Annotated in this window: 11 protein-coding genes; 8 read left to right on the top strand and 3 right to left on the bottom strand. The window is 68.6% G+C overall.

Translation table 11 applies throughout. The annotated features are described in order from the left end of the window. Positions 1-28: 28 nt before the first annotated feature. From GS424_RS11945 to GS424_RS11935, 3 genes are read right to left on the bottom strand one after another with little or no spacing between them, the layout of a single operon-like run. Positions 29-805, bottom strand: a complete 777-nt coding sequence (locus tag GS424_RS11945; RefSeq protein ID WP_244977534.1) for a GltB/FmdC/FwdC-like GXGXG domain-containing protein — start codon at positions 803-805, stop codon at positions 29-31. A 26-nt stretch (positions 806-831) separates the two neighbouring features. After that, the gene (locus tag GS424_RS11940; RefSeq protein ID WP_160942798.1) at positions 832-2,337 is read right to left on the bottom strand and encodes a glutamate synthase-related protein; all 1,506 of its coding nucleotides are present in this window, start codon (positions 2,335-2,337) and stop codon (positions 832-834) included. Between the two features lie 4 nt (positions 2,338-2,341). Beyond that, a complete protein-coding gene (locus GS424_RS11935) occupies positions 2,342-3,451 on the bottom strand; it encodes a class II glutamine amidotransferase (protein ID WP_160942799.1) in 1,110 nt (369 codons plus the stop codon). A gap of 340 nt (positions 3,452-3,791) precedes the next feature. On the opposite strand from GS424_RS11935, the gene dapF reads away from it, so the two are divergent. The 8 genes from dapF (at position 3,792) to GS424_RS11895 (ending at position 13,149) form a co-directional block, all read left to right on the top strand. Then, the gene (gene dapF, locus GS424_RS11930; protein WP_160942800.1) at positions 3,792-4,715 is read left to right on the top strand and encodes a diaminopimelate epimerase; all 924 of its coding nucleotides are present in this window, start codon (positions 3,792-3,794) and stop codon (positions 4,713-4,715) included. Next, positions 4,712-5,869, top strand: a complete 1,158-nt coding sequence (locus GS424_RS11925; protein ID WP_160942801.1) for an LL-diaminopimelate aminotransferase — start codon at positions 4,712-4,714, stop codon at positions 5,867-5,869. Before dapF ends, GS424_RS11925 begins: the two co-directional genes overlap by 4 nt. Positions 5,870-6,110: 241 nt before the next feature. Further along, positions 6,111-7,712 carry a CTP synthase gene (locus GS424_RS11920; RefSeq protein WP_160942802.1) on the top strand — a complete coding sequence of 534 codons (1,602 nt, stop codon included), beginning with the start codon at positions 6,111-6,113 and terminating at the stop codon, positions 7,710-7,712. A gap of 132 nt (positions 7,713-7,844) precedes the next feature. Continuing rightward, entirely contained in the window at positions 7,845-8,738 is an 894-nt protein-coding gene (locus GS424_RS11915) for a site-specific tyrosine recombinase (RefSeq protein ID WP_154333853.1), read from the top strand. A 557-nt stretch (positions 8,739-9,295) separates the two neighbouring features. Beyond that, positions 9,296-9,745 (top strand): division/cell wall cluster transcriptional repressor MraZ, encoded by a 450-nt coding sequence (locus GS424_RS11910; RefSeq protein WP_154333854.1) that lies wholly within the window; start codon positions 9,296-9,298, stop codon positions 9,743-9,745. A gap of 18 nt (positions 9,746-9,763) precedes the next feature. Then, positions 9,764-10,720, top strand: a complete 957-nt coding sequence (gene rsmH / locus GS424_RS11905; protein WP_154333855.1) for a 16S rRNA (cytosine(1402)-N(4))-methyltransferase RsmH — start codon at positions 9,764-9,766, stop codon at positions 10,718-10,720. An 84-nt stretch (positions 10,721-10,804) separates the two neighbouring features. Then, positions 10,805-11,269: a cell division protein FtsL gene (locus GS424_RS11900; RefSeq protein WP_154333856.1), complete on the top strand. Its 465-nt coding sequence runs from the start codon at positions 10,805-10,807 to the stop codon at positions 11,267-11,269. A gap of 176 nt (positions 11,270-11,445) precedes the next feature. Beyond that, positions 11,446-13,149 (top strand): peptidoglycan D,D-transpeptidase FtsI family protein, encoded by a 1,704-nt coding sequence (locus GS424_RS11895; protein WP_244977533.1) that lies wholly within the window; start codon positions 11,446-11,448, stop codon positions 13,147-13,149. Positions 13,150-13,154 lie beyond the last annotated feature (5 nt).

Genomic DNA, 13,154 nt, shown 5'->3' with positions numbered 1-13,154 from the left:
CGATACCGGGCGAACCCGCCCCAAACCATCAGCTGTACAGAGCGGCGTAGGGACGCGAGGTAAGGGGGCGGATGCGGACGAAGCCGCGGCCGGTCGCGTCCACCTCGCGGCCGAGCTCGCGCGCGAAGCGGCGGTTGTATTCGCCCAGCAGGTCGGCCAGCAGCGCGCGGTCGGCCTCGTCGACGGGCTCCTGCACGAGGCCGGGCTGCACGTCTTCCGGCGCGATGGGGAGCCGGAGGTAGATGATGCCGCCGTGCATGCCCGTGGCCAGGTAGGGCCCGGGGCGGCCGAGCAGCGCGATGACGCCGCCGGCCAGGTACTCGCCGAGGAAGCTGCCCGCATCGCCGCCGACGACGATGGCGGGCCGCTTCCCCTCGAACTGTTTCATGTGGATGCCCACGCGCCAGCCGCAGCCGTCGCGCACGAAGATGCGCCCGCCCCGCATGCCGTAGCCCGCCGCGTCGCCGCAGCGCCCGTGGACGACGATGCGGCCGTCGTTCATCGTGTTGCCGATCTGGTCCTGGGCGTTGCCGAACACCTCGACGTCCCCGCCGTCCAGGTAGCAGGCCATGTCGTTGCCCGGCACGCCGTGGATGGCCAGCCGCTTGCCCCGCGGCAGCGCGCAGCCCAGGTAGCGCTGGGCGAACGCCTCGCGCACCTCCACGGCGTCGGCGCGCTCGAGGGCCGCGCGCACCAGCTCGTTCGCCTCGGTGAAATGCCCGGTTCCCAGCGTCACCGTCTCCGCGGGCTCCGCCGCGCCCGCGGTCATCCGCGCCGTTTGCGCTTCCATCGCCGTTCCTCCCATGCGCGCTCCTTCCGTCGCCATCGCCGTCACGCCCCCGCGTGCTTCACGCCGAGGATGTCCAGCTCGCGATCGGTGAGGCCGATGCCGCGCAGCATGAGGCGGTTGCCGCGCAGGCTGTCGATGGCGTTGATGCCCATGCCGCCCATCATCTCCTGTATCTCGCGGTTCCACGCGCGCACGAGGTTCACCACGCGCCGCGCGCCCTCCTCGGGGTCCAGCCGCTTCGTCAGCTCGGGCCGCTGCGTGGCGATGCCCCAGTTGCACGTGCCGCTGGCGCAGTCCTGGCACTGGTGGCACCCGAGCGCGATGAGGGCCGCCGAGGCGCAGTACACCGCGTCGGCCCCCAGCGCCACGGCGCGCACCACGTCGGCCGAGGAGCGGATGGACCCGCCGGCCACGAGGCTCACCCGCGAGCGGATGCCCTCGTCGCGCAGCCGCTGGTCCACCGCCGCCAGCGCCAGCTCGATGGGGATGCCCACGTTGTCGCGGATGCGCGTCGGGGCCGCGCCCGTGCCGCCGCGGAAGCCGTCGATCACGATGACGTCGGCGCCGGCGCGGGCGATGCCCGACGCGATGGCCGCCACGTTGTGCACGGCGGCGATCTTCACGGCCACGGGCTTGGCGTAGCGGGTTGCCTCCTTGAGCGAGAAGACGAGCTGGCGCAGGTCCTCGATGGAGTAGATGTCGTGGTGGGGCGCCGGCGAGATGGCGTCGGTGCCCTGCGGGATCATGCGGGTGCGCGACACCTCCTCGTCGATCTTCTCGCCCGGCAGGTGCCCGCCGATGCCGGGCTTGGCGCCCTGGCCGATCTTGATCTCGATCATCGCGCCGGCGTTGAGGTAGCGCACGTCCACCCCGAAGCGCCCCGAGGCCACCTGCACGACGGCGTGCGCGCCGAAGCGCTCGAGGTCGCGATGCAGCCCGCCTTCGCCCGTGTTGAAGCACGTGCCCAGCTCCTGCGCGGCCATGGCGAGCGACATCTGGGCGTTCAGCGAGACGGAGCCGAAGCTCATCGCCGAGAACATGAGGGGCACGTCGAGCTTGATCTGGGGCGGCATCTTCGTCAGGACGGTGTGCGAGCGCTCGTCCACCTCGAGCGCCTCGGGGCGGCTGCCCAGGAACACGCGCGTCTCCATGGGCTCGCGCAAGGGGTCGATGGAGGGGTTCGTCACCTGGCTCGCGTTGAGCAGCAGGCGGTCCCAGTAGAGGGGGTAGGGCTGCGGGTTGCCCATGGACGACAGCAGCACCGCGCCCGTCTGGGCCTGTTTGGCGATGTCCTGCATCGCGGAGAGCGTCCAGTTGTTCGAGCCGTTTCCCACCTGGGGCCATGCGGTTATGGCGAGCGCCTGGACGGGGCACGTGACCACGCAGCGCTGGCAGTTCACGCAGCGCGCGTGGTCGGCCCGCAGGCGGCCGCGCTCGTCGTCTGCGCGGTGCACCCCGTTCGCGCACGACGGCTCGCACACGCCGCAGCGCACGCATTGGTCCTGGTCGCGCAGTACTTTATAGCGCGGCAGCAGATAATCGAGCATGGCGTCACGCCTCCTTTCGGTCGTCGAGCCGCACGACGAAGGGCACGCCGCCTTCGATCGAGCGCACGTTCTCCACGTCGGGGCACACGATCTCGATGGCCGCCTGCTCGGAGGCGAGGTAGACCATGCTGCCCTTCTCGCCCGCCATGAGCGCGCGCAGCTTCAGGCGGTCGTTGAGCGCGAGCAGCCCCTCGTCCGAGCCGAGGATCACCGACATGGGGCCGTTGACCAGCGCGCTCGCGTACACGCAGCGCAGCGCCTCCTCGTAGGCGGCGCGCTCGGGCTCCATCCGGTCGATGGCGTCCCAGGCCGGCGCGCACATGATGCGCGCCGCGGTTTCCCGCGAGAAGCCGTGGCGGCGGATGAGCAGGTCGAACAGGTACGTGATGACCTCGGTGTCGGTCTGCAGGGCGCAGTCGTAGCCGAACTGCTCGACGTAGCGGCGGTTCGCGTCGTAGCTGGATATCTCGCCGTTGTGCACGATGGACCAGTTCAGCAGCGTGAACGGATGCGCGCCGCCCCACCAGCCGGGCGTGTTCGTGGGGAAGCGCCCGTGCGCCGTCCACAGCCACGCCCGGTAGTCCTCGATGCGGTAGAACGCGCCGATGTCCTCGGGATAGCCCACGCCCTTGAACGCGCCCATGTCCTTGCCGGAGGAGGCGACGAACGCACCGGGAACGGCAGCGTTGATGTGGAAGACGTGGCGCATGGTGTGCTCGGCCTCGTCGAAGCCGTCCGTTCCGGGCGGGGCCGGCGGCGGCGCGAGGAAGTAGCGCCAGATGTCGGGCGGGTTCTCGATGCCCGGCACGCGCTCGGTGGGGATGCGCTCCTGCTTCTCCACGACGAAGTGCTCGTCGAGGTACGCCTCGGTCCGCGCGCGGGATTCGCGCGCCTCGTACATAATATGGAACGCGTACAGCTCGCGGTACTCCGGGTAGATGCCGTAGGCGGCGAACCCGCCTCCCAGGCCGTTGCTGCGATCGTGCATGAGCGCGATCGAGGCGAGGATGTCGCTGCCGTCGTGGCGCGCGCCGCTGCGGTCCATGATGCCGGCGATGGCGCATCCCGACGGTATTCTGACGTCCCCCTCGCGCAGGCTGGCGCGCTGCTCCATGGCTCGTACTCCTCGTCTCGGGTGTCTGACCTGCACCAAGGACCCCGCGCGCTCGGAGGTGCGAAGGGCGCGCAAGGATGGAGGTCCGAGTTGGCGCGTCGCCCTTGCCTGCGCGTGGGGCCCTTGGATGGCTCTACGGTACCGCGCGAATGTTTCCGCCGCATGCGCGCCGCGTTTCGGTTGTGTTTCGGGTCGGCACGCGCGGCGCGGCCCGCCCCGCATCGACGTTGCAGGCCTGTTAAATCACGCGTCGGGAGGGCTCCTGCGGGCGCGCGGGGCGGTATGATCGCGACGATGGCGGAAGCGGCGGGAGAACGCCGGAAAGGAACGGGATGCGCTCATGGAACTCGAATTCGCCAAACTGCACGGGTTGGGCAACGACTTCGTGGTCGTGGACGATCGGGCGCGTGCGATCGAGCTGACGGGCGCGCAGGTGCGGCGCCTGTGCGACCGCCATATCGGCGTCGGGGCCGACGGCGTGATCCTCGTGCGCCCCTCCGACGATCCTGCGTGCGCGGCCTACATGCACTACCTCAACGCCGACGGCACGCTCGCGCAGATGTGCGGCAACGGCGTGCGCTGCTTCGCGAAGTACCTCGTGGATCGCGGGATCGTGCCGTCGGATGCGCGCGAGCTCGTGGCCGGCACGCTGTCCGGGCCGAAGCCGATCGGCTTCGAGGCGGACGGCGACGGCAGGCTCGTGCGCGCCACGGCGGACATGGGCGCGCCGACGCTCGACCCGGCGGCGGTGCCGGTGCGCGCGGCGGCCAACGCCGTGAGCGCGCAGGGCGAGGAGTACGTGCGCGACGCGCCCCTCGCCTCGCCCTGGGGGATGTTCCGCTTCACGTGCGTGTCGATGGGCAACCCGCATGCCGTGTGCTTCGTCGACGACTGGGACGCCCTCGCCGACGAGCTGTTCGCCGACTCGTCCGACAAGCGTCTCGCCACGTTCGACGTGGGCCGGGTAGGCGCGTTCTTCGAGGCGCACGAGCTGTTCCCGGAGAAGGCGAACGTCGAGTTCGCCACGGTCGGCCCGCGGGGCCTCGCGATGCGCGTGCACGAGCGCGGTTGCGGCGAGACGCTGGCCTGCGGCACGGGGGCGTGCGCGGTGCAGGTGGCCGCGTCGCTCACCGGGCGCGCCGGCTGCGAGAACGACGTGGAGCTGCGCGGCGGCGTCCTGCACATCGCCTGGGGCGACGACGGCCGCGTTCGGATGACCGGTCCCGCAGAGGAGAGCTTCGCGGGAAGGACGGTGGTCGCATGAGGACGGCGACCCGCCTCGATCATATGGCCCCGTACCTGTTCGCGCAGATCGACGCGAAGCGCGATGCGCTGCGGGCGCGCGGCGTCGACGTCATCTCGCTCGGCATCGGCGACCCCGACCTGCCCACGCCCGCGCATATCGTGGACGCGATGGCGGCGGCCGTCCGCGACCCGCAGAACCACCGGTACCCCGACTACGCCGGGTCCGACGCCTACCGCGCGGCGTGCGCGTCGTGGATGGAGCGCCGCTTCGGGGTGGAGGTCGACCCGCAGCGCGAGGTGCTCGCGCTCATCGGCAGCAAGGAGGGCATCGCGCACCTTTGCACCGCCTTCCTCGATCCGGGCGACTACGTGCTGGCGCCTTCCATCGGCTACCCGGTGTACGCGGGCGGCGCCACGCTGGCCAGCGCGAACGCCCACTTCATGCCCATGCGCGAAGAGGACGGGTTCCTCGCCGACTTCTCGCAGGTGCCCGACGAGGTGCTGGCGCGCGCGAAGATCATGTTCCTGGGCTACCCGAACAACCCCACGGGCGCCTGCGCCACCGAGGAGTACTTCGACCGCGCCATCGCGTTCTGCCTCGAGCACGACCTGCTGCTCGCGCACGACAACGCCTACTGCGACATCTGCTTCGACGGCTACCGTGCGCCCTCCATCTTGGAGCGCCTGCGCGCGCGGGAGTGCTGCATCGAGTTCTTCAGCCTGTCGAAGTCCTACAACATGACGGGCTGGCGCATCGCCTTCGCCTGCGGCAACGAGCGGGCGGTGGGCGCGCTGGGCACGGTGAAGAACAACCTGGACTCGGGCCCGTTCACGGCCGTGCAGGACGCGGCCGTCGCCGCGCTTGCCGGCAGCCAGGACTGCGTGGCCGAGCTGTGCGCGCTCTACGAGCGCCGGCGCGACCTCGTGGTGGACGCGTTGCGCTCCATCGGGATGGAGTGCGCCGTGCCGAAGGCGACCATCTACGTGTGGGCGAAGGTGCCCGCCGGCGAGACGTCCGCGTCGTTCGCGACGAGGCTGCTGGAGCGGGCGCACGTGATCGTGACCCCCGGCAGCGGTTACGGCCCCGGCGGCGAAGGCTACGTCCGCATCTCGCTGACCACGCCCGACGACCGGTTGCTGGAAGCCGCCCGGCGCATGAAGGCGGCGATGTAGGCCCTCGCCGCCCCGCGTGCCGAGCGCCCCGCGCCCTGCCCGCCGAGGGGGTCGCGCGCCGCGGGGGTCCCCCGCCGCCCGCGGCCGCCTAATGTTTCAAGCAGGTGAAATCACCCGATCGGCGCAGCCGCGCGCCGGGCGCTTTCGTACAATAAAACGACGTTGGGACGGAAGGTCGCTCGGCGTGCATCGGGCGTTTCTCCTGCCCGCACCGGAAGAGCATCGCGCGAAAAGGAGAACCATGGCCAAGCACATCTTCGTCACCGGCGGCGTCGTCTCATCGCTCGGGAAGGGCATCACGGCCGCATCGCTCGGCCACCTGCTCAAGGCGCGCGGGTACAAGGTGACCATGCAGAAGATGGACCCGTACCTCAACGTCGACCCGGGCACCATGTCGCCCTTCCAGCACGGCGAGGTGTTCGTGACCGAAGACGGGCACGAGGGCGACCTCGACCTGGGGCATTACGAGCGCTTCATCGACGAGAACCTCACGCGCGAGTCCAACTTCACGCAGGGCTCCGTCTACCAGAGCCTCCTCGCGCGCGAGCGCCGCGGCGACTACCTGGGCGGCACGGTGCAGGTCATCCCGCACGTCACCGAGGCCATCAAGGCGCTCCTGCGCCGCATCGCCGAGACGACCGGCGCCGACATCGTCATCTCGGAGATCGGCGGCACCGTCGGCGACATCGAGTCGCTTCCCTTCATCGAGGCCGCGCGCCAGTTCAAGAAGGAGCTGCCGTACGGCGACGTGCTGTTCGTGCACGTGACGCTCGTGCCCTACATCGCCGCCGCCCACGAGGTGAAGACGAAGCCCACGCAGCATTCGGTGAAGGAGCTGCGCTCCATCGGCGTGCAGCCCGACTTCATCGTGTGCCGTTCGGACCACGAGATAGAGGCCGCGGTGCGCGAGAAGATCGCGCTGTTCTGCGACGTGCGGCCCGACGAGGTGCTGGCCTGCACCGACGCGCCGTCCATCTACGAGGTGCCGCTCGGCCTGCACGAGCAGCGCTTCGACGAGATGGTGCTCGACCGCTTCGGCCTCGAGCGGCGCGCGATCGACCTCGCGCCCCTGCGCTCGTTCCTCGCCGCGGCGGACGGCTGCGAAGGGGAGGTGGACGTCGCCGTGGTGGGGAAGTACGTGAGCCTGCCCGACGCGTACCTGTCGGTCATCGAGGCGCTCGGGCATGCGGGCGTGCGCCGCGGCCGCCGCGTGAACGTGCACCTCGTGGACGGCGAGGAGCTGTCGGACGGCAACGCGGACGAGGTGCTGGGCGGCATTGACGGCATCCTCGTGCCGGGCGGCTTCGGCCAGCGCGCGTTCGAGGGCAAGATCGCCGCCGCCCGCTACGCGCGCGAGCGGGGCGTTCCCTACCTGGGCATCTGCCTGGGGCTGCAGGCCGCCGTATGCATGTTCGCGCGCGACGCGGCCGGCATGCCCGGCGCCACGTCCGCCGAGTTCGACGCCGAGGCCGCCTATCCCGTCGTCGACCTCATGCCCGAGCAGCAGGACGTGGAGGACAAGGGCGGCACCATGCGCCTGGGGGCGTACCCGTGCAAGGTGGCGCCGGGCACCCGGGCGTTCGAGGTCTACGGCGAAGCCGTTATATATGAGCGGCATCGTCATCGTTATGAGGTGAACAACGCGTTCCGCGAGCGCCTCGTCGAGGCGGGGCTCGCGGTGTCGGGCACGTCGCCCGACGGGCGGCTCGTCGAGATGGTGGAGCTGCCCGGCCACCCGTGGTTCGTCGCCAGCCAGGGCCATCCCGAGTTCAAGAGCCGTCCCACGCGCCCGCATCCGCTGTTCTGCGGTTTCGTGAACGCGGCTGCCGACCGTCGCGGGTGAGCGGGTGAGGAAGGCCGAAGGCGTGCTATCCTGTGAACTATATCATGCAGGTGGTTCGGCGGAGGAGCCCCGGATGTTTCACGTGAAACATCCGTTCGGTGCTCCATGGCGGTGCGACGACGAGGGTGGCGGATGGACGAGCTGTATCGAGAGTACCTGGCATATCTGCGCGTCGAGAGGGGTAGCTCCCCGCTGACCGTGTCCGCGTACGCCGCCGACCTCAAGGACTACGCGCTGTTCCTCAAGAAGCGCGGGATCGAATCAGTGGACGACGTCGATCGCGAGGTCATCGTGGCCTACGAGTCCGACCTCTTCGACCGTGCGTACGCGGCCTCGACGGTGGACCGCCACGTGTCGGTGCTCAAGGGATTCCACCGCTTCCTCGTGCGCGAGGGCTACGCGCGCCGCAACCCGGCCGACACCATCCAGCTTCCCAAAGCGCCCGACCGCCTGCCCGACGTGCTGTCGGTGGCCCAGGTGAACGAGATGCTGTCGAAGCCGTTGGGCAGCGGGCCTTTGGCCCTGCGCAACCAGACCATCCTCGAGGTGCTGTACGGCTGCGGGCTGCGCGTGAGCGAGTGCACGGGGCTCGACTTGGGCGACGCCGTGCTCGAGGACGGCTACCTGCACATCGTGGGCAAGGGGAACAAGGAGCGCATCGCCCCCATCTCGGGCGCTGCCCTGCGCGCGCTGCGCGACTACCTCGAGCGCGGGCGCCCCGAGCTCGTCCGCTCGTACGCGAAGTCCACTCCGGCCGTGTTCCTCAACGCGCGCGGCGGCCGGCTCACGCGTCAGAGCGTGCACGCCCTCGTCGCCGAGGCCGGCCGCACCATCGGCGTGGCGAACCTCCACCCGCACACGCTGCGCCACTCCTTCGCCACCCACATGCTGACCGGCGGCGCCGACCTGCGCGTCATCCAGGAGATCCTCGGCCACTCCGACATCTCGACGACCCAGATCTACACCCACGTCAACCGCGCTCACATCCGGGAAGAGTACCTCCACGCCCACCCCCGCGCGAAGTAGGGGGAAGGGGGGCGGAAGTCTGGCGAATCGGCCTCGGCTCCGGTCCCGGCCGTGCCGTTTCCACGCGAACGAATGTTTCACGTGAAACATTCCGAACTCCGCGTCCCGCCGTGCGCTGCGGGGAGGCGCGCCCTGCAGCGGGGAGGCGCGGCGCGCTGCGGGAAGGAGCGCCCCGCTGCGGGAGGCGCGCCGTGCGCTGCGGGGGCGTCCGCCGCAGCGTCGCGGGAGGCGCGCGCGGCGCGTCCCGCCGCTCGCCGGGGTTTGGGGATTGAAATTCGGGTTGAGGATCGACCCTGCCACAGATTCCGCATAACTCCCCACATCGTCCCACCGCGCAGGGGAGCGATCTATATCTTGTGCCCCGCTTTGCGCGTGCGGTCTACATGTGGGCCTGGCTATTTCCTGCAAGGAGGGGGTCAACTTGACGGGAGAGAATACGGTGGGTTTCAGAATGGGGAAAATGGGGGCCAAGGAGCATATTTTGTTGCGAAGTGGGGCGAAGTGGGATAGAATTCCAAACATCGAAAGGGCCGTGGAACGGCGGCGGAAAGGAAGGCATGGCGGAAGAGGACAACAAGGTTGTTGATCTCAACAGCGCGTACCGCCATAAGGTGGACGCCAAAGGCCGCATGTCTCTTCCCGCAACGTTCCGCAAGGTGCTTTCGACGGATTTGGTGGTAACCCGCAACCCGAAGGACGAGTGCCTCTACGTGTTCGAGCCCGATGCGTTCAACGCATGGGTGGCCGGCGTGTTCGAGGACAAGTTCGGGAAGTTCGACCGCACCAACGATCTCCACGTGCGCCTGCGCCGCAAGCTGAAGTCGCGTGCAGCCGATGTGTCCATCGACGCAGCCGGCCGCATCATGATCTCGGCCGAGCAGCGCGAAGCCACGGGGATCGACAAGGAGGTCGTGGTCGTAGGCAACACGGGCTACTTCGAAATCTGGGACGCAAAGCGCTACGACGCGGTGGACGACGAGACCGATCTCGGTCTGTTGTTCGACTGATCGTAAGGCGTGAGCGATATGACAAGCGAATATCGGCATACACCCGTTCTGCTCGCCGAGTGCCTCGAATACTCGAACCTCAAACCACAGCACACATTCGTGGACGCAACACTCGGCGGTGCAGGGCATTCCTTCGAAGCGGCCAAGCTCATCGGGAGCACGGGCACGCTCATCGGCATCGATCAAGACGAGGTGGCGCTCGCCGCCGCCCGTCGAAAACTCGGGACGCTGCCTGATGATGTGCGCCCGCGCCTCGAACTGGTGCGCGGCAACTTCGGAGCTATGGACGAAGCACTTCTCAGCACGGAGGTACCCGGCGTCGACGCGGTTCTGTTCGACCTCGGGGTGTCCTCGGTGCAGATCGACACGCCGTCTCGAGGCTTCTCCTTCAAGGAGAACGGCCCTCTTGATATGCGGATGGATCCGGGTAAACAAACCCTTACCGCAGCAGAGATCATCAACACTTACAACGCAGCAGATCTCACTCGGATCATCCGTACGTACTCGGACGAGAAGTGGGCCAGCCGTATCGCGGACTTCGCGGTGCGCGCGCGGCAGACCGCTCCCATCGAGACGAGCGAGCAGCTGGTCGACGTCATCAAAGCCGCCATCCCCGCCTCGGCCCGCCGAGCAGGGGGGCACCCGGCAAAGCGCACGTTCCAAGCGCTGCGCATCGAGGTGAACGGCGAGCTCGACGTGCTGAGGAGCGGCCTCGACGCGGCCATCCGCTGGCTCAACCCCGGCGGCAGGCTCGTGGTGATCAGCTACCACTCGCTCGAGGATCGCATCGTCAAGGAGACGTTCGCGAAGTTCGCGAACCGATGCACCTGCCCGCCCGACCTGCCGGTCTGCGCGTGCGGGAAGCAGCCGATACTCGACATCGTCACCCGCAAGCCGGTTTTGCCGACTGCAGAGGAAATCGAGCGCAACCCTCGCGCGCGCAGCGCCAAGCTCCGCGTCGCGCAGAAGCGCTGACAACCGTCCCGCTGACAGAGGCGGGCGACATACGCACCGCACACGACCTTTACACGCAGCCAAAACACAGAAAGGGGGTCGGATATGGGCGCAGCACCAGCGTATTCGTACTATCCCGAGCGCGCACCCGAGCGTTCGCCGCGCGAGCGCATCAGCGTCGTTCCGGGCCGCGGCACCCGTACCCAAACCCCGACGCTCCCCTCGAGCGTCGTGTTCCTGGCGAAGGTCGCCGCCGTCGTGCTGCTCGTGGTGTCCATCGTGGGGTTCGCGCGCATCGGGCTCATGTCCGCCACGATCTCCACGACGATGCAGTCGAGCGAGCTGACGAGCCAGATCAGCGATGCCCGCTCGTCGGGCGCCGCCCTCGAGGTGTCGCAGAGCACGCTGTCCAACCCGACGAAGGTGAAGCAGCAGGCGAACAAGCTGGGCATGGCGGCTCCCGAGACCACGGGCGTCATCGACCTTGAGAAGGACGTCGTCGCAACCGACGAGTCCGGCGCGCTGTCCCTGTCCAAGAGCGTGGCCATAGCGTCTGGCTCCGAGGCGTAAAACCCATGTCCGATAGATCGCACACGCCGCGAGGCGAGCGCCCTGCTCGCGGTCGCGGAAGCTCCCGTTCGTCCGCGCGTCCTTCCCGCCCGCCGCACGCTGCACGAGGCGGGCGACAAGCGCGCACGCCCGCCCGCTCGACCGCGACGGCGGCATTCAACCCCAACTCGAACCGCGTGTTCCTGCCCATCCTCGTCTTCGCCGCCATCGCGGCGCTGTTCGTGCTGCGCCTAGCGTACCTGCAGGTGATCGCAGCACCCGCCATGGCTTCGGAAGCCGAGAACGCGCGCATGAGCTACGACTGGATCGAGCCGCGCCGCGGCACCATCTACGACCGCAACGGCGTCGTGCTGGCGACCTCCGTGGAATCCACCACCATCTACATCGACCCGGTCGAGGTGGACGACGCGGATGCCACGGCCCAGGTGCTCGTCGACGTGCTGGGCGGCCAGAAGTCGGACTACCTCGAGGCCGTCACCGCCTCGAACACGCGCTACGCGGTGGTCAAGGAGAAGGCCGACGTGGCGGTGGGCGAGAGCCTGCAGGAGCGCACGAGCGAGCTTTCGGCCGAGGGCGGGTCGCGCGAGGGCATGGACTTCGGCATCCGCTACAAGACGGTGTGGAAGCGCGAGTACCCGAACGGCCAGGTGGGCGGCCAGGTGATCGGCGTCTGCACGCTGGAGACGGATCAGGATCTCAACCGCGAGTACTACCAGGGCGTGTCGGGCCTTGAGCTGTACTACGACGACATCCTGTCGGGCGAGGCGGGCTACACGCGCGAGGAGCGCAGCCCCGACGGCACGCCCATCCCGGGCGGTACGCGCGATTCCCAGGCGGCCGTGGACGGCCAGGACATCATCATATCCATCGACATCGAGCTGCAGCAGTACGTGGAGGAGCGCCTGACGGCCGACGAGAAGGGCATCACGGCCAACGGCGGCAGCGCCGTCGTGATGGACGGCGGCACGGGCGAGATCTACGCCGCGGCGTCGCTGCCCCTGCTCAACCCGGCGGACCGCACCGAGATGGAGGCCGACGCGCCCCGCCTCAAGTGCGTGACCGACCTGTTCGAGCCGGGCTCCATCTTCAAGTCGGTGTCCACGATGGCCATCCTCGAGACGAACACGATGGCACCCGACGACGAGCTGTTCTGCCCGGCGGTCATCACGGCCGACGGCTACGAGATCCGCGACGCGCACGAACGCGGCGATGCCACGTACACGCTGCGCGAGATCCTCGACCAGTCGTCGAACATCGGCATCTCGCTCGCGTCCGAGAAGATGGGCTTCAAAGAACTGTACGACCATATCCTCAAGTACAACCTGAACTCGCTCACGGGCGTGGACTACCCCGGCGAGCAGATCGGCTATCTGCTCGACTTCGACCAGTGGAGCAAGGTGCAGGCCTACAACGTGTCGTTCGGCCAGGGCATCTCGCTCACGCCGCTGCAGATCACGCGCTTCTACGGCGCGCTCGTGAACGACGGCGTGGAATGCACCCCGCACTTCCTGCTGTCGAAGCCGCTGAGCGGCGAGACGCCCGAGTACGAAACCGTCGACGTCATCGAGAACAAGGAATCCATCTCCACGATGACCGACATGCTGAAGACCGTCGTCACCGACGGCACGGGCAAGGCCGCCGCCATCGACGGCTTCAACGTGGCCGGCAAGACGTCCACGGCGGAGATCTACGACGAGGAGAACGGCGGCTATCGAAAAGGGGTGTACAACCTGGCCTTTACCGGGTTCCTGGCCGATTCTTCCAGCCAATTGGTTTGTTTTGTGGGTGCCAACGAGGTTCCCACCGACGGTGTGGTCACGCCGATTTTTAAGGATATAATGACTACAGCCATCGACCGATTCAATATTTACCCGGAGTGAGGAAG

This window comes from Eggerthella guodeyinii (genome assembly GCF_009834925.2).
Classification (GTDB): Bacteria; Actinomycetota; Coriobacteriia; order Coriobacteriales; family Eggerthellaceae; genus Eggerthella; species Eggerthella guodeyinii.
The sequence above is the reverse complement of the archived record's forward strand: the minus strand, read 5'-3'. Positions and strand labels throughout refer to the sequence as shown.

Excerpts from the sequence above, each read along its gene's own strand:
- GS424_RS11945 (WP_244977534.1), bottom strand. The coding sequence starts at position 805 with ATGGGAGGAACGGCGATGGAAGCGCAAACGGCGCGGATGACCGCGGGC.
- GS424_RS11940 (WP_160942798.1), bottom strand. The coding sequence starts at position 2,337 with ATGCTCGATTATCTGCTGCCGCGCTATAAAGTACTGCGCGACCAGGAC.
- GS424_RS11935 (WP_160942799.1), bottom strand. The coding sequence starts at position 3,451 with ATGGAGCAGCGCGCCAGCCTGCGCGAGGGGGACGTCAGAATACCGTCG.
- dapF (WP_160942800.1), top strand. The coding sequence starts at position 3,792 with ATGGAACTCGAATTCGCCAAACTGCACGGGTTGGGCAACGACTTCGTG.
- GS424_RS11925 (WP_160942801.1), top strand. The coding sequence starts at position 4,712 with ATGAGGACGGCGACCCGCCTCGATCATATGGCCCCGTACCTGTTCGCG.
- GS424_RS11920 (WP_160942802.1), top strand. The coding sequence starts at position 6,111 with ATGGCCAAGCACATCTTCGTCACCGGCGGCGTCGTCTCATCGCTCGGG.
- GS424_RS11915 (WP_154333853.1), top strand. The coding sequence starts at position 7,845 with ATGGACGAGCTGTATCGAGAGTACCTGGCATATCTGCGCGTCGAGAGG.
- GS424_RS11910 (WP_154333854.1), top strand. The coding sequence starts at position 9,296 with ATGGCGGAAGAGGACAACAAGGTTGTTGATCTCAACAGCGCGTACCGC.
- rsmH (WP_154333855.1), top strand. The coding sequence starts at position 9,764 with ATGACAAGCGAATATCGGCATACACCCGTTCTGCTCGCCGAGTGCCTC.
- GS424_RS11900 (WP_154333856.1), top strand. The coding sequence starts at position 10,805 with ATGGGCGCAGCACCAGCGTATTCGTACTATCCCGAGCGCGCACCCGAG.